The sequence below is a fragment of the Paraburkholderia heleia NBRC 101817 genome, from assembly GCF_000739775.1.
Classification (GTDB): Bacteria; Pseudomonadota; Gammaproteobacteria; order Burkholderiales; family Burkholderiaceae; genus Paraburkholderia; species Paraburkholderia heleia.
Window position 1 is genome coordinate 16,652 of sequence record NZ_BBJH01000060.1, and the last position, 14,587, is coordinate 31,238.

14 protein-coding genes are annotated in these 14,587 nt (G+C 66.1%); 3 read left to right on the forward strand and 11 right to left on the reverse strand.

The annotated features are described in order from the left end of the window. Positions 1-21 precede the first annotated feature (21 nt). Positions 22-1,806, forward strand: coding sequence for a lipid A export permease/ATP-binding protein MsbA (msbA, locus tag BHE01S_RS33705; protein ID WP_157025802.1), 1,785 nt, complete (start codon positions 22-24; stop codon positions 1,804-1,806). 99 nt (positions 1,807-1,905) lie between these two features. On the opposite strand, the gene BHE01S_RS33710 is transcribed toward msbA, so the two are convergent. Continuing rightward, positions 1,906-2,988: a glycosyltransferase family 9 protein gene (locus tag BHE01S_RS33710; protein ID WP_052406227.1), complete on the reverse strand. Its 1,083-nt coding sequence runs from the start codon at positions 2,986-2,988 to the stop codon at positions 1,906-1,908. A gap of 376 nt (positions 2,989-3,364) precedes the next feature. Here BHE01S_RS33710 and BHE01S_RS33715 point away from each other — a divergent pair, with 376 nt between their 5' ends. Both BHE01S_RS33715 and BHE01S_RS33720 read left to right on the forward strand, forming a co-directional pair. After that, entirely contained in the window at positions 3,365-4,291 is a 927-nt protein-coding gene (locus BHE01S_RS33715; protein WP_042272257.1) for a glycosyltransferase family 2 protein, read from the forward strand. A gap of 179 nt (positions 4,292-4,470) precedes the next feature. Further along, positions 4,471-4,788: a DUF4148 domain-containing protein gene (locus BHE01S_RS33720; RefSeq protein WP_042272323.1), complete on the forward strand. Its 318-nt coding sequence runs from the start codon at positions 4,471-4,473 to the stop codon at positions 4,786-4,788. Between the two features lie 52 nt (positions 4,789-4,840). Here BHE01S_RS33720 and mnmH read toward each other — a convergent pair whose 3' ends face one another. The 10 genes from mnmH to upp form a co-directional block, all read right to left on the reverse strand. Next, the gene (gene mnmH, locus BHE01S_RS33725; RefSeq protein ID WP_042272260.1) at positions 4,841-5,941 is read right to left on the reverse strand and encodes a tRNA 2-selenouridine(34) synthase MnmH; all 1,101 of its coding nucleotides are present in this window, start codon (positions 5,939-5,941) and stop codon (positions 4,841-4,843) included. A 35-nt stretch (positions 5,942-5,976) separates the two neighbouring features. After that, a complete protein-coding gene (gene rng, locus BHE01S_RS33730; protein WP_042272263.1) occupies positions 5,977-7,446 on the reverse strand; it encodes a ribonuclease G in 1,470 nt (489 codons plus the stop codon). A gap of 8 nt (positions 7,447-7,454) precedes the next feature. After that, positions 7,455-8,078 carry a Maf family protein gene (locus BHE01S_RS33735; RefSeq protein WP_042272266.1) on the reverse strand — a complete coding sequence of 208 codons (624 nt, stop codon included), beginning with the start codon at positions 8,076-8,078 and terminating at the stop codon, positions 7,455-7,457. 122 nt (positions 8,079-8,200) lie between these two features. Beyond that, positions 8,201-8,671, reverse strand: coding sequence for a 23S rRNA (pseudouridine(1915)-N(3))-methyltransferase RlmH (rlmH, locus tag BHE01S_RS33740; protein ID WP_042272269.1), 471 nt, complete (start codon positions 8,669-8,671; stop codon positions 8,201-8,203). 36 nt (positions 8,672-8,707) lie between these two features. Further along, positions 8,708-9,178 carry a ribosome silencing factor gene (gene rsfS, locus BHE01S_RS33745; RefSeq protein WP_042272272.1) on the reverse strand — a complete coding sequence of 157 codons (471 nt, stop codon included), beginning with the start codon at positions 9,176-9,178 and terminating at the stop codon, positions 8,708-8,710. Positions 9,179-9,180: 2 nt separating this feature from the next. Beyond that, on the reverse strand, positions 9,181-9,912 hold the full coding sequence (locus BHE01S_RS33750; RefSeq protein WP_042272326.1) for a nicotinate-nucleotide adenylyltransferase: 732 nt from the start codon (positions 9,910-9,912) through the stop codon (positions 9,181-9,183). A gap of 19 nt (positions 9,913-9,931) precedes the next feature. Further along, a complete protein-coding gene (gene hemF / locus BHE01S_RS38200; RefSeq protein ID WP_042272274.1) occupies positions 9,932-10,867 on the reverse strand; it encodes an oxygen-dependent coproporphyrinogen oxidase in 936 nt (311 codons plus the stop codon). Between the two features lie 326 nt (positions 10,868-11,193). Beyond that, on the reverse strand, positions 11,194-12,468 hold the full coding sequence (purD, locus tag BHE01S_RS33760) for a phosphoribosylamine--glycine ligase (protein WP_042272275.1): 1,275 nt from the start codon (positions 12,466-12,468) through the stop codon (positions 11,194-11,196). Between the two features lie 146 nt (positions 12,469-12,614). Further along, positions 12,615-13,343 (reverse strand): YebC/PmpR family DNA-binding transcriptional regulator, encoded by a 729-nt coding sequence (locus BHE01S_RS33765; protein WP_042272329.1) that lies wholly within the window; start codon positions 13,341-13,343, stop codon positions 12,615-12,617. A 377-nt stretch (positions 13,344-13,720) separates the two neighbouring features. Continuing rightward, on the reverse strand, positions 13,721-14,371 hold the full coding sequence (upp, locus tag BHE01S_RS33770; protein ID WP_042272276.1) for a uracil phosphoribosyltransferase: 651 nt from the start codon (positions 14,369-14,371) through the stop codon (positions 13,721-13,723). Positions 14,372-14,587 lie beyond the last annotated feature (216 nt).

Here is a 14,587-nt window from a genome sequence, read left to right on the forward strand (position 1 = left end):
CCGCATTTTTTCGAGGAAATTTTGGGCGAGAGATCAACCTTGAGCAAGCCGATCGGCTCCGACACCAAGTCGTCGCCGATCGTGATTGGCCGGCGGCTGTGGCCGTATGTAAAGCCGCTTGTGTGGGTGCTCCTCGCAGGCGTGGTCGCGATGGCCGTGGTCGCCGCCACCGAAGCCGGCATTCCCGCGCTGCTCAAGCCGCTGCTCGATCACGGCTTCGGCACGCGCGGCGATCCGAAAGCGAAGTGGCTCGTGCCGGTCGCGGTGATCGGCCTCGCGCTCGTGCGCGGCCTCGCGCAATACGCGTCCGGTTACCTGCTGCAGTATGTGTCGAACCGTGTGCTGCTCGCGCTGCGGCTCAAGATGTTCGAGCGCATGATTCACGCGGGCGTCGGCTTCTTCCAGCGCGAAACCGCGAGCACGGTCATCAACGCGATCGTGTTCGAGGTCAACCAGATTCTCGGCGTGCTGCTCAGCGTGCTGGTCACGCTCGTGCGCGACTCGCTTACGGTCATCTTCCTGCTCGGCTACCTGTTCTACCTGAACTGGCGGCTCACGTTGATCGTCGCGGTGCTGCTGCCGGCGATCGGCTGGCTCGTCAGCAAGATCAACCGGCGTCTGCGCCGGCTGAACCGCGAGCATCAACTGCTCACGAACGACCTGTCCTACATCGTCGAGGAGACGGTGGGCGGCTACAAGGTCGTCAAGGTTCACAATGGCGAGCAATACGAAAAGGATCGCTTCGGCGAGATGAGCCGCCGTCTGCGCGGCTACCAGATGCGCATGACGGTGTCGGGCGGGCTCGCGCAGCCGCTCACGCAGTTCCTCGCTTCGATCGCGCTGGCGATCGTGATCACCATTGCCGTTGTGCAGGCCTCGAACGACCAGACAACGGTGGGCGGCTTCGTGGCGTTCGTCACGTCGATGCTGCTCGTGATCTCGCCCCTCAAGCACCTGATCGACGTGAATCAGCCGCTGCAGCGGGGCATGACTGCGGCCGAGCTGATCTTCGGGCTGATCGACGAGCCGCCCGAGCCTGCGGGCGGTGGCTTGCCGCTTGAACGCGCGCGCGGCGAGGTGGAGTTCCGCGATGTGTCGTTCTCCTATGGCGCGAGCCATCGCGTGACGCTCGATCATGTGTCGTTCCGCATCAATCCGGGCGAAATGGTGGCGCTCGCCGGGCCGTCGGGCAGTGGCAAGACCACGCTCGTGAATCTGTTGCCGCGCTTCTTCGATCCGGGCGGCGGCCACGTGATGGTCGACGGCGTATCGATCGCCGACTACGACGTGCACGCGCTGCGCAGCCAGATCGCGATGGTGAGCCAGGACGTGGTGCTGTTCAACGACACGGTCGCGAACAACGTCGCCTATGGGCAGACGGCCGATCGCGGGCGCGTGGAGCACGCGCTGCGTGCCGCGAATCTGTGGGAGACGATCTCGGCGCTGCCCGAGGGCATGGATACGCTGATCGGCGACAACGGCATGAAGTTCTCGGGCGGCCAGCGCCAGCGCCTGGCGATCGCCCGTGCGATCTACAAGGATGCGCCGATCCTGATTCTCGACGAAGCGACGTCGGCACTCGATTCGGAGTCGGAGCGCCACGTGCAGGCGGCGCTGGAAACGCTGATGCGCGGGCGCACGACGCTTGTGATTGCGCACCGGTTGTCGACGATCGAGCGCGCGAACCGCATCCTCGTGATGGATGGCGGTCACATCGTCGAATCGGGCACGCACCAGGAATTGCTCGAGAAGGGCGGCATGTACGCGCATCTGCACAGGATCCAGTATCAGCAGAGCGCTGCCTGACCCTTCCGGGCGATGACGCGGCGCGCGAGTGCAAGCGCGCCGCGCTCATGAAGGCGCGCCGGCGCGCGGCGTGGGCCCAGGCCGCTACGTTTGGGGTGATCAGGCGGCGGTGTGCGCCGCTGTGGGTGCGCGAGCGGCGAGTTGGCGCAGCACCGCGCCGACGACCTGTGCAGGCGGGATGGTGTCCACGTTGCCGCTGCCCTGCAGGCCGATGGATCGGCAGGCTTCGGTCAAGCGCAGCGAGGGCGGCTCTTGATCCCTGAACAGCGAGACGCTGGGCGTTTGCGTGGTGTGGGCAACGTGCATCAGGCCGCCGTCCGCGCCCACGAACAGCGCAGCGTGCGCAACGATCTCACGTGCCTGAAGGAACGCGAGTTTGCCGGTCAGCGAGCGGATGCGCACGCCGGCGGGCGCGCTCGCACACAACTGCGCCGCGATTTGCGTGCCGTTGTCCGAGCCGAGCACGACAATTTCCCTGGCGGCGCTCGCGTTGTCGTACTTGTTGAGCAATTCGACGACTTCGGGCCAGCGGTTGTAGGTGCGATCGGGGTCCACGCCACCCGCCGCGATCGCGATGAACGGATTCGCAGGCAAGAGGGTGCGCACCGACTCGCGCGTTGCCGGCCTGCTGGCGAGATAGGGCTTGCTGATCGCGGCGAGCGTGTCGGCGTCGTGGCCGAGCGAGAACACGTCGTTGACGCTCGCGAAGCTGAAGCGGGTCTGGTTGCGGTCGGGGCCGTTGAAGTAGCGGAACAGGCCCGCGTACGGCAGCTTCGCGAAGTGCCGGGTCTTGATGCGAATCGAGGGCAGGTTGTACTCGGAGAGCAGGATCGCGTCGTAGCGGCCCGCATCGACCTCACCCGGGTCGCCGTAGATCTTGCCGAACACGTCGTCTTCGCTGAAAAGCGGCACGAGCGAGGGCAGCGCGAGCAGATCGATGCGCATGCCGAGGCCCTTGAGCAGGGCGCGGCCTGCCATGTCCATCGTCGCGTCGCCGAAGTTGCGTTTGGCGTAGACCCAGAGGATTCGCTGCGAAGGGGCCAGATGCGCCTGTTCGAGGCGCATCTGGCCGTGTGCCCTCAGAAGAAGCTGCTTGTGCAGGTATTTCTTCGCGATCTTGATGCGGCTGGTGCCGCGAAGAAATGGCTCCGGCTCGTAAGGCACGCCCTGATAGGGGATCACGCAGGACCGGGAAACGGCCCGATCGAGCCAGCTTGCCGGCGAAACCCCCGAAGTGTTTGAGTTGGTCTGCTGAAACACGGCTCTACTTGTTCTTCGAGATAACTTCTTATTATCACACGATACTGGCTCGCGCGCTTTACGCGGAATAAGGGAGCACTGCATTGGCTGGCACCGCAGAATACGAACTTCCGCGCTGAGTTCGGGTAAGAAGAATGTATGCGTACAATATCGGGTTTTCTCGTCATGCTTCGCACCCTAAAGGCCGCGTTGTCAGGACATTGCGAGAGAACCCATTTTCCGTGCATTCATGCTGGCCGTTTCGCGGCGAGCACGGAACGCGCGGATGCCAAATCTGACCCTTTCTAGGGCAACCTTCATGTTCAGCATTCTGATCCCGACCTGGAATAACTTGCCGTACCTCAAGCTATGCGTCGACAGCATCCGGCGCCATTCTTCGTTCGAGCACGAGATTCTCGTGCACGTCAACGACGGCAGCGACGGCACGCTCGACTGGGTCCGCGAACAGGGCATCCGCCACACGTGGAGCAAGGGGAACGTGGGCGTGTGCCTCGCCGTGAACGACGTGGCGCGCCTCGCCACGAGCGAGTGGATCCTGTTCATGAACGACGACATGTTCTGCACGCCCGGTTGGGATTCGGCCTTCGTCGATGCATTGCGCGAAATCGGCGAGGCGCCCGCCTATCTTGCCTCGCAGATCATCGAGCCGACCGACACCGGCAACAGCCTCGTGACGGTCGCCCACTTCGGCACGGGTCCTGCCGATTTCAACGAGGCCGGGCTGCTCGAATTTGCCGCCAAGATGAACACGGCCGACCGCAATGGCATCGCGCTGCAGCCGACGCTCGTGAGCCGCGAGCTTTGGCTGCGTGTGGGGGGCTATAGCATCGAGTTCGGGCCGGGCATGAGCAGCGACGACGACTTCCTGATGAAGCTCTGGCTGGTCGGCTGCCGCACGTTCCGCTCGGTTGGCGCGAGCCGCATCTACCATTTCGGCTGCCGTACGACCGGACGCATTCGCCGCAATCGCGGCGGCCGCGAATTCCTCCTGAAGTGGGGCGTGACACAGCGCGATTTCAAGTACAACTACATGGCCCGCACGGCCGACGCCGCGCCGGGTACGCTGCCGAATGTGCCGCGGCCCCACTTCGTGAGCCGTCTCAAGCGGGTGATCTACGCGTTCGGCCTTTACCCGACTCAGGATCTCGAAGCGTGGGAGCCCGATTTGCCCGCGCAGCTTCAGCACACCGCTTCGTTGACGCAACACGCCACGCCGCGCCGCTGATCGCGCCAACGCCGACGGCGCCGTTCGGCGCCGGTTCGCGCGGACTTTGCCTCGACCTGGAACAGTGTCTTAGGATTCCAGGGGTTAACCCTGGGGCATCGTGAGCATACGATGTGTACATCGGTCGCATACACATACTGTTGCACGTCGACCGCCTGATCCAACTGGAGGTCGTTTCCATGAAGTCCCTGATCCAATCCGTTGCCGTCGCCGCCGTTCTCGCCGCTGCCGTTCTGCCTGCCGCTTCGTTCGCGCAGTCGCACTCGACCATCACCCGCGCCCAGGTGCGCGCCGAACTCGTGCAGCTTCAGCAGGTCGGCTACCACGTCGGCGATGGCGACAACGCCCACTACCCCGAAGCGATCCAGGCCGCCCAGGCGAAGGTCGCCGCGTTGAATGGCGCAAACAGCAGCTACGGCGGCGTGGCGAACGCCGCGCAAGCGGGCGGCCGCGCCACGGTTTCGCCTGAAGACTGGAACGCGATGTACTCGCGCTAAGCCAGCGCGGTGCGCACGCTCGCTGTGAAGTCCGCCAGGGGGAAGGGATACGTCAGACGGCGCGAGGCGCTTCGGCTGCACCGTCCACCGGTTCGCCGGCGTGCGACATGTCCTGCAACTGCGCAAGGAGTGCGCGTGCTTGATGGAGCACATCGCCCGTCATCGGCTGGAAGGTGAAGTGCAGCGATTTTGCGAGCTTCGGATAATGGCGCCGCGTGCTGCGCATATAGGCGGGATCGTAGTGCTCGGCGATTAGCACTTCAGAGAGTTCGGCGCGGCAGTCCTCGTCGAGCATCCGGCACCAGCGCTCGATGCGTTCGCGCCCGTGCAACGGCGTGAGCTTCATCAGTTGCTCGCGCAAGTGCGCGTGATCGTCGAGCAGGTGTCCGTACTCCTCCAGCAACAGCGCGACGCGTTCGTCGCGTTCGACCGCGACCACGACGCAAGCCGCGCCGTGAAGCGCCTCGACGAGCGCGACGGGCAGTGTGATCGCGCCGATGCGCCGGCTTTCGGCTTCGACGAATACGGGCTGTGCGGCGTCGAAGGTGCGCAGCGTTTGCACGAGTGCAGTGTCGAACGACTTCTGCGAGGGCTGCGAGCGCGTGGGCAGCGCGCCGAGCAGCGAGCCGCGATGGGCCGCGAGTCCTTCGAGATCGAGAATCTGCGCGCCTGCAACGCCCAGCGCCTTCAACAGGCGCGTTTTGCCGCTGCCCGTGGGGCCTGCCAGCACGATGTAGCGAAACTCGCCGGGGAGCGTGCGAAGCGACTCGATCACCGTGTGACGGTACGCCTTGTAGCCGCCTTCGAGCTGACGGGCGCGCCAGCCGATCATGTTGAACATCGCCGTCATCGAGCCGGAGCGCTTGCCGCCGCGCCAGCAGTAAATGAGCGGGCGCCAGTTGCGCGGCCGGTCGGCGAAAGTAGTCTCGAGGTGCCTTGCGATGTTGTGCGCGGCGAGCGCCGCGCCGACGCGCGTCGCCTCGAACGGCGACTCCTTGTACATCGTCCCGACGATTACGCGTTCCTCGTTGCTGAGCACGGGCGCGTTGATCGCGCCGGGAATGTGGTCCTCGGCAAATTCGAGCGGCGTTCGTACGTCGACGATCTCGTCGAATTCGCCGATCTGTTCAATGGTGACGCGCTGGTGATTCAACTGCGATGCTCCGGTGATGCCTCAAACGCGTCGTGCTACATGAGCACGATGTCGTACTGTTCCTGACTCAAATTCGACTCCACCTGCAACGAAACCGGCTTGCCGATGAAGTCGATCAACATGGCGAGATGCTGCGACTCTTCCTCGAGAAAGAGATCGATGACCTGTTGCGAGGCGACCACGCGAAACTCGCGCGGATTGAACTGGCGCGACTCGCGCAGGATTTCACGCAGCACGTCGTAGCAAATGGTGCGCGCGGTCTTCACCTGGCCCTTGCCGAGACAAGTCGGGCAGGGCTCGCACAGCACATGCGCGAGCGATTCGCGCGTGCGCTTGCGCGTCATCTCCACGAGCCCGAGTTGCGAAAAGCCATTCACGGTCACGCGCGTGCGGTCGCGTGAAAGCGCCTTTTTCAGCTCGCCGAGCACCTGGTCGCGATGTTCGACGTTCTCCATGTCGATGAAGTCGATGATGATCACGCCGCCCAGATTGCGCAGCCGCAATTGCCGCGCGATCGTATGGGCCGCTTCGAGATTGGTCTTGAAGATCGTATCGTCGAAGTTGCGCGCACCCACATAGCCGCCGGTGTTCACGTCGACGGTCGTCATCGCCTCGGTCTGGTCGACCACGAGGTAGCCTCCCGACTTCAGGTCCACACGCCGCGAGAGCGCGCGCTGAATCTCGGCCTCGATGTTGTAGAGGTCGAACAGAGGCCGCTCGCCCGTGTAGTGATGCAGCTTCGGCTGCACGGCAGGTGTGAATTCGGTGGCGAACTCGGTGAGCTTCTGGAATGTTTCGCGCGAATCGACCTGAATGCGCGAGGTCTCGTCGTTCACGAAGTCGCGCAGCACGCGCTGCGCGAGATTCAGGTCTTGATAAAGCAGGCTCGTGGCGGGCACGCGCTGCGCCTGAGCGAGTATCGTTGCCCACGTTTTGCGCAGATACGCGACGTCCGCCGCAAGCTCTTCGCTCGTGGCGTCTTCAGCGATCGTGCGCACGATATAGCCGCCTTTTTCGTCGGCGGGCAGCACGGCCGTGAGGCGCGCGCGCACCGCTTCGCGTTCGGCCTCGCTCTCGATCTTCTGCGAGATGCCGATGTGCGGTTCCTGCGGCAAGTAGACCAGCGTGCGCCCCGCAATGCTCACCTGCGTGGAAAGCCGCGCGCCCTTCGTGCCGATCGGATCCTTCACGACCTGCACCATGAGCGTCTGCCCTTCGAACACGGTTTTTTCAATGGGCTGGTGATGCACGCTCGCATGCGCTTCGCCGGCAATGCGCGGATGCCAGATATCGGCCACATGCAGGAACGCGGCGCGCTCGAGACCGATGTCGATGAACGCGGACTGCATGCCCGGCAGCACGCGCACGACCTTGCCGAGATAGACGTTGCCGACGCGCCCGCGCGACAGCGTGCGCTCGACGTGAAGCTCCTGTACTGCGCCTTGCTGGACCAATGCGACGCGCGTCTCCTGGGGCGTGACGTTGATCAGGATTTCTTCGTTCATGATTTGTTCTAGAAGTCGATGCCCGCGGCGCGCAGGAGGGCGGCCGTTTCGAATAGTGGCAAACCCATGATACCCGAATAGGACCCGTCGATTCGCTCGACGAATTCCGCGGCGCGGCCCTGTATGCCGTATGCACCGGCCTTGCCGAACGGCTCGCCGCTTGCCACGTAGCGCGCGATCGCGGCGGGCAGCGCAGGGGCAAAACGCACGTGCGAGCGCGAGACCGCGACGGGCAGACAAACCCCTTCTGCGTTGACCACGGCCACTGCCGTCAGCACTTCGTGCTCGCGCCCGGCGAGGCGCTCGAGCATCGCATAGGCTTCGGCTGCATCGTGTGGCTTGCCGAGAATATGGCCGTCGATGGAGACCGTGGTGTCGGCGGTGAGAATCGGCGCGTGCCTGTGCGCGCCGGCGACGAGGCGAGCGCGGGCGGCATCGGCCTTCGCGGCGCACACGCGCTCGACATAGGCCGCGGCTTGCTCGCCGGGCAGCACGGTTTCGAGCGCTTCGGCGTCTTCGTCGGGGCGCGGCAGCAGCAGCTCGAAGCGCACGCCGAGCTGCTGCAGCAATTCCTGGCGGCGCGGGCTCTGCGAGGCGAGATAGACGAACGGATAGGGCGCGTTGGTGGGCATCGGAGCGTCTTTGTCGTTACGGACTTCGGTTTGACGTGCGCGCCTGGCATTTCGGGCGCAAGCGGGGCTCGAGCGAGCGCCGGCGCACGACGAAAGGCCGCGCGGCGCGCTTTAACCCTGCATCACACGCGGTGATAGGGGTGATTCTGCGTGATGGTCCACGCGCGGTAAAGCTGCTCGGCGAGCAGCACGCGCACCATCGCATGCGGCAGTGTGAGGGAGGACAGGCGCAGGAGCGTGTCGGCGCGCGACTTGAGTGCGGGATCGAGGCCGTCCGCGCCGCCGATCAGGAACGCCACGTCGCGGCCGTCCTGCTGCCACTGCGGCAGCGCACGGGCGAGCTGCATCGTGGTCCAGTCCTTGCCGCGTTCGTCGAGCGCGACGATGCGCGCGTTCTTCGGCAGCGCGGCTTCGATGCGCGTGCGCTCGGCCGCCATGACGCTCTCGGCGGAGCGGCCCGACGAACGCTGCTCGGGCTTCACCTCGCGCAGCTCGATGCGCAGCTCCGGCGGCATGCGCTTCGTATATTCCTCGAAGCCCTCGGCGATCCAGTCCGGCATCTTGTGGCCGACGGCGACGATATGCAGTTTCATCGTGCGGGTCGATGGTCGTTCGCGAACGCGCTGCGCCTACTTCGCGGTCTTACGCGCAGCGCTCTTGCGCGCGGGCCTCTTCACGGCCGGCGCGGCGGCTTCTTCGTCTTCGTCCTCGTCATCGATCGGCTCGCTCGGGCGCGCGCCCACGAAGCCCGTGTTGGCCGCGAGCTTCACGCGCACCGGCTTGTCGCCCCAGATTTCCTCGAGGTTGTAGTACTGGCGCAGCGCGGGCTGGAGGATGTGGACGACCGCGTCGCCGCAATCCACCAGCACCCATTCGCCGATGTCCTCGCCTTCGGTGCTCACGATGTCGCCGCCGGCTTCCTTGACCTTCTCGCGCACGCTGTTGGCGAGCGCCTTGGTCTGGCGGTTCGACGTGCCGCTCGCGACGACTACGCGGTCGAACAGCTCGGTCAGATGGCTCGTGTTGAAGACGCGGATGTCCTGGGCCTTGACGTCTTCGAGACCGTCGACGATGGCGCGTTGAAGTTTGCGGATGTCCATAGTTACCCGTGATGCAGATAGAGATGATGTTGAAGGATATAGTCCCACACGGCCGCGGGAAGCTTGTCGGCGGCGGTGCCGCGACGTTGCCCGCTTGCCACGCAGGCCGGCAGGTCGCGCCGGATTTCGGTCGCCGAAACGTCGAGCGCGAGCGTTTCGTCGACCAGCAGGTGGCCGTGCGGCGTGGTCGCAAGCGCGTGGGCGCCCGCGCGGCGCGCGGCCGCTTCGCGCGCGACCTCGGGAGGCAGCGCCGCGAAGTCGAAGCCGGGGCGGCTCGCCACGCCCAGATGCGCGAGCGCGAAAAGCTCGCGCCATTCGTGCCACGAATCGAGGTGCAGCAGCTGATCGGCGCCCATTAACAGCGTGAGCGCCGCTTTCGCGTTGCGCGCGCTGCCATCGGCGTCGCGCTGCGCGCGCCAGCGGCGCAGCGTGTCGACCGTGTAGGTCGGCCCGTTGTGCTCGATTTCGTCGGCGTCCACCGTCACCGTCACGCCCGGCAGCACAAGCGAGGCAGCGGCGGCACGCGTCATGGCGAGCCGATGCTGCGCCGCGGTAACGCCCGGCTTTTGCCACGGTTGCCCGGCGGGCAGCAGGATCAGCTCGTTCAGGCCCAGTACGCGCGCAAAATGACGCGCGAGAGAGAGGTGGCCTTCGTGGATCGGATCGAAGGTGCCGCCGAGCAGCCCGACGCGCCGTTCGAGCGCGTTGGGCGGGACGGTGAAAGCTGGCTTCACGGCGTGAGACGTCACGGCGTCAGACCCAGTCGCGCACTGGCAGGAAGTCGCTGTAGAGGCGCGCTTCCGGCGTGCCCGGCTGCGGCTGCCAGTCGTAGCGCCACGTGGCGCCCGGCGGCATCGACATGAGGATCGATTCCGTGCGGCCGCCGCTTTGCAGGCCGAAATGCGTGCCGCGGTCCCAGACCAGGTTGAATTCGACGTAGCGGCCGCGCCGGTACGCCTGGAATTCGCGTTCGGCTTCGCCATAGGGCGTCGCACGGCGCTTTTCGATGATCGGCAGATACGCCTTCAGGAAGCCGTCGCCTACGCTGCGCAGCATGGCGAACGCCTCGTCGAAGCCGCCGGTGGCGTAATCGTCGAAGAAAATGCCGCCCACACCGCGCGCTTCGTTGCGGTGCTTCAGGAAAAAGTACTCGTCGCACCAGCGCTTGAAGCGCGGGTACAGGTCTGCGCCATAGGGGGCGAGGGCGTCGCGGCACACGCGGTGAAAGTGCTGCGCGTCTTCCTCGAAGCCGTAGTAGGGCGTGAGGTCCATGCCGCCGCCGAACCAGAACACCGGCGCCTCGCCCGCCCGGGTGGCGAGCAGCATGCGCACGTTCATATGCACGGTCGGGCAATACGGATTGCGCGGATGCAGCACGAGCGAAACCCCCATCGCCTCGAAGCCGCGGCCGTTGAGTTCGGGGCGCGCTGCCGTGGCCGAGGGCGGCAAGGCGTCGCCGGAAACGTCGGACAAGCCGATGCCGCCGCGCTCGAAGAACGCGCCGCCTTCGATGATGCGCGTGCAGCCGCCGCCGCGCAGCTTCTCGCCGAGGCCGCGCTGCCAGTTGTCCGTGGCGAACGGCTGGCCATCGAAGGCGCCGAGCGTGTCGGCGATCTGCGTCTGCAAGCTGGCCAGCCAGGCGCGGACGGCGGCGCTGTCGGGGGAGGCGCGGTTAGGGGTGTCGGTCATCGATAAAATGGGGACGGCAGCGCGCGGGCGCTGGAATCGTGTTATTCGTCAGGTGATTCGTCGGGTTGCCCGGATAGACCGCCCAAGGCGGCCTGACAGCGGCAGTGTAGCGCCGATTGGCGCGAGGCCCGGCGCCAACGGCGGCCGCGCGGGCTGCGTGCGGTGCGCTCAGACTGCCGCGCGGGTTGGCTCGCGCTGGACGGCCTGGCGGCGCGCGCGAACGGCCAGCCGAAGAAGCCGTGAGAGCGCCGTTGCGCGGCGCCGGAAGGCCGCCGCTTCCTTTGGGGGCGCATCGAAAAGCGGGCGGCCCCGGCAAAGCGCTGCGCCTACTGCTTGCGCCCCGCGGCGCGATAGCCGATGTCGTTGCGATACTGCATGCCGTCGAACGAGATGCGGTTCACGGTCTCGTACGCCACGTTCTGCGCGCTGCGCACCGAATCGGCGAGACCCACCACGCACAGCACGCGGCCGCCCGAGGTCACGAGCTTGCCGTCCACCATCTGCGTACCCGCGTGGAACGTCACCGAATCGGCGGTTTCGGCGGGGATTTCGCTGATGCGGTCGCCCTTGCGCGGCGTGTCCGGATAGTTGTGCGCGGCGAGCACGACGCCGAGTGCCGTGCGGCGGTCCCATTCGAGCTCGACCTGGTTGAGCGTGCCGGCGATGGCGTGCTCCACGACCTTCGAGAAGTCGCCCTTCAGGCGCGCCATGATCGGCTGCGTTTCGGGGTCGCCCATGCGGCAGTTGAATTCGAGCGTCTTCGGGTTGCCCTGCGCGTCGATCATCAGACCGGCATAGAGGAAGCCCGTATAGCGGATGCCTTCCTTCTCCATGCCCGCCACGGTCGGCAGGATGATTTCGCGCATCACGCGTGCGTGCAGCTGCGGCGTGACGATCGGTGCGGGCGAATAGGCGCCCATGCCGCCCGTGTTGGGGCCCTGGTCGCCGTCGTGCAGACGCTTGTGGTCCTGGCTCGAGGCGAGCGCGAGCACGTGCTTGCCGTCCACCATGACGATGAAGCTCGCTTCCTCGCCCGCGAGGAACTCCTCGATCACCACGCGCGCGCCGGCGTCGCCGAGCTTGTTGTCGGCGAGCATCATGTCGATGGCCTGGTGCGCTTCTTCCAGCGACATCGCCACGACCACGCCCTTGCCGGCAGCCAGGCCGTCGGCCTTGATGACGATGGGCGCGCCGTGCTTCTCGACGTAGGCGTGCGCGGACGTGGCGTCCGAGAAGGTCTCGTAGGCGGCGGTCGGGATGTTGTGGCGCTTCATGAACGCCTTGGCGAAGTCCTTCGAGCTTTCGAGCTGCGCGGCTTCCTTCGACGGGCCGAACACCTTCAGGCCGCGCTGGCGGAACACGTTGACGATGCCCGCGGCGAGCGGCGCTTCCGGGCCGACCACCGTGAGGGCGACGCCTTCGCGCTCGGCGAAATCGGCGAGCTCGTGGATGTCCGTGATGTCGACGTTGGCGAGCCGCTCGTCCTGCGCGGTGCCGCCGTTACCGGGTGCGACGTAGACGAGCTGCACGCGCGGCGCCTGCGCGAGCTTCCACGCCAGCGCATGTTCGCGGCCGCCAGAACCGACGACGAGTAACTTCATGAGAATCCCCGAAAGACCAAGACCAGAAACAGTTGCGGCCGGCGCACAGTGCGCCGGCCGTGAAAATCGCTTGCGGGAGGCGGGGCCGAAGCACGGCCCAAGCCGAACCTGAGCCTGGCCTGAGCGCGGCCTCCCGGGCCGATGCCTTATTCCTCGGCGATCGACGCGTTGGTGTACACCTCCTGGACGTCGTCCAGGTTTTCGAGGGCGTCGAGCAGCTTTTGCATCTTCACGGCGTCGTCGCCCGTGAATTCGACCTCGTTCTGCGGCTTCATCGTGACTTCGGCCATTTCCGCCTTGAAGCCTGCGGCTTCGAGCGCGGTCTTCACCTTCGTGAAGTCGAACGGCGGGCAGACCACTTCGATCGAGCCGTCGTCGTTCGTCACGACGTCGTCGGCGCCCGCTTCGAGCGCGGCGTTCATGAGCTCGTCTTCGGGCGTGCCCGGCGCGAACACGAACTGGCCGACGTGATCGAACATGAACGCCACCGAGCCGTCCGTGCCCATGTTGCCGCCGAATTTCGAGAACGCGTGGCGCACTTCCGCGACCGTGCGGGTGCGGTTGTCGGTCATCGTGTCGACGATGACGGCCGCGCCGCCGATGCCGTAGCCTTCGTAGCGGATTTCCTCGTAGTTCGCGCCGTCCACACCGCCCACGCCGCGCTGGATGGCGCGGTTGATGTTGTCCTTGGGCATGTTGGCGTCGTACGCCTTGTCCACAGCCAGACGCAGGCGCGGGTTCGAGTCGATTTCGCCGCCGCCCATGCGCGCCGCGACCTGGATTTCCTTGATGAGCCGCGTCCAGACCTTGCCGCGCTTCGCGTCAGCAGCAGCCTTCTTGTGCTTGATGTTGGCCCATTTCGAATGACCCGCCATACCTTTCTCCGTCTCACGCGCCATGCGCGTGCAGTGTGCAATGTGCTGTTGTCGTTGCGATGTTCCCGGGCGCGGCCTTCGTGCGTCGCCCGCACGGCGCGCGTGATTCAGCGCGCGCCTCGCCCGTCGCGTCCGTCATGCCCGCGCAGCACGATGTGCCGGCAGGACTGGACGCAGCGCCCGTTCAGGTGGATCTGAATTTTATCACGCCGGGACCGCCCGGCTTCGCCTGCCCAGGTGACGCCACGCGCGACGATTGCCGGTTACGCCGGCCGCGGAGGGCGCTAACGGGGCGGGATCGTGTGCGCCCGCGCGAGGCGGGGAGGGGCGAGGGCGGCCAGTCTTCCCGGCCGCCCCTCGGCAACCGTGCGCGGCTGTTAGTTCTTCGTGCCGAAAAGCCGGTCGCCGGCGTCACCGAGGCCCGGGACGATGTAGGCGTGCCCGTTCAGATGCGAATCGAGCGACGCCACGTAGAGCTTCACGTCCGGGTGGGCCTTCTGGAACACATCGACGCCTTCGGGCGCGGCCACGAGGGCGAGGAACAGGATGCGCTCGCCGGGCACGCCGCGGCGCTTGAGCACGTCGATGGCGTGCGCCGCCGAGTAGCCCGTCGCGACCATCGGATCGCAGAGGATGAAGGTGCGGTCCTCGAGGTCGGGCAGGCGCACGAGATACTCGACCGGGCGGTGGTCGTCGGCGCGATACACGCCGATATGACCGACGCGCGCGGAGGGCACCAGTTCGAGCAGGCCGTCGGACATGCCCACGCCCGCGCGCAGCACGGGCACGATGGCGAGCTTCTTGCCCGCGATCACCGGCGCATCGATTTCGACGAGCGGCGTCTGCACGCGGCGCGACGCGACCGGCAGGTCGCGCGTGATTTCATAGCCCATCAGCAGCGTGATCTCGCGCAGCAGCTCGCGGAACGTGCGCGTGGACGTGTCCTTGTCGCGCATATGCGTGAGCTTGTGCTGGATCAGCGGGTGATCGAGGATGAAGAGATTCGGGAAACGGCTGTCCTGTTTCATGACGGGGCGCACGAGGCTGCAAGGTGATCGGGGAATCGGTCGTGCCGTTGCCGCGAGCCCGACGCTCAGGCTCGGGTTGCGCGGCGGCGGCGGCCACGGCCCGCGGCGCGCCGCAAGCACTCAAGCCTTGCGAGGGCGCCGGGCCGCGCTACAGGCGCAAGTATACCGTTAAGCATGCGCGCATCGGCGCGCGCATTGCGCGTTGCGACGCGACTG

Bases quoted from the DNA above. Each gene is read 5' to 3' on its own strand.
- BHE01S_RS33715 (WP_042272257.1), top strand. From the start codon at position 3,365: ATGTTCAGCATTCTGATCCCGACCTGGAATAACTTGCCGTACCTCAAG.
- rsfS (WP_042272272.1), bottom strand. From the start codon at position 9,178: ATGGACATCCGCAAACTTCAACGCGCCATCGTCGACGGTCTCGAAGAC.
- upp (WP_042272276.1), bottom strand. From the start codon at position 14,371: ATGAAACAGGACAGCCGTTTCCCGAATCTCTTCATCCTCGATCACCCG.
- BHE01S_RS33735 (WP_042272266.1), bottom strand. From the start codon at position 8,078: ATGCCCACCAACGCGCCCTATCCGTTCGTCTATCTCGCCTCGCAGAGC.
- hemF (WP_042272274.1), bottom strand. From the start codon at position 10,867: ATGACCGACACCCCTAACCGCGCCTCCCCCGACAGCGCCGCCGTCCGC.
- rng (WP_042272263.1), bottom strand. From the start codon at position 7,446: ATGAACGAAGAAATCCTGATCAACGTCACGCCCCAGGAGACGCGCGTC.
- purD (WP_042272275.1), bottom strand. From the start codon at position 12,468: ATGAAGTTACTCGTCGTCGGTTCTGGCGGCCGCGAACATGCGCTGGCG.
- BHE01S_RS33765 (WP_042272329.1), bottom strand. From the start codon at position 13,343: ATGGCGGGTCATTCGAAATGGGCCAACATCAAGCACAAGAAGGCTGCT.
- BHE01S_RS33720 (WP_042272323.1), top strand. From the start codon at position 4,471: ATGAAGTCCCTGATCCAATCCGTTGCCGTCGCCGCCGTTCTCGCCGCT.
- rlmH (WP_042272269.1), bottom strand. From the start codon at position 8,671: ATGAAACTGCATATCGTCGCCGTCGGCCACAAGATGCCGGACTGGATC.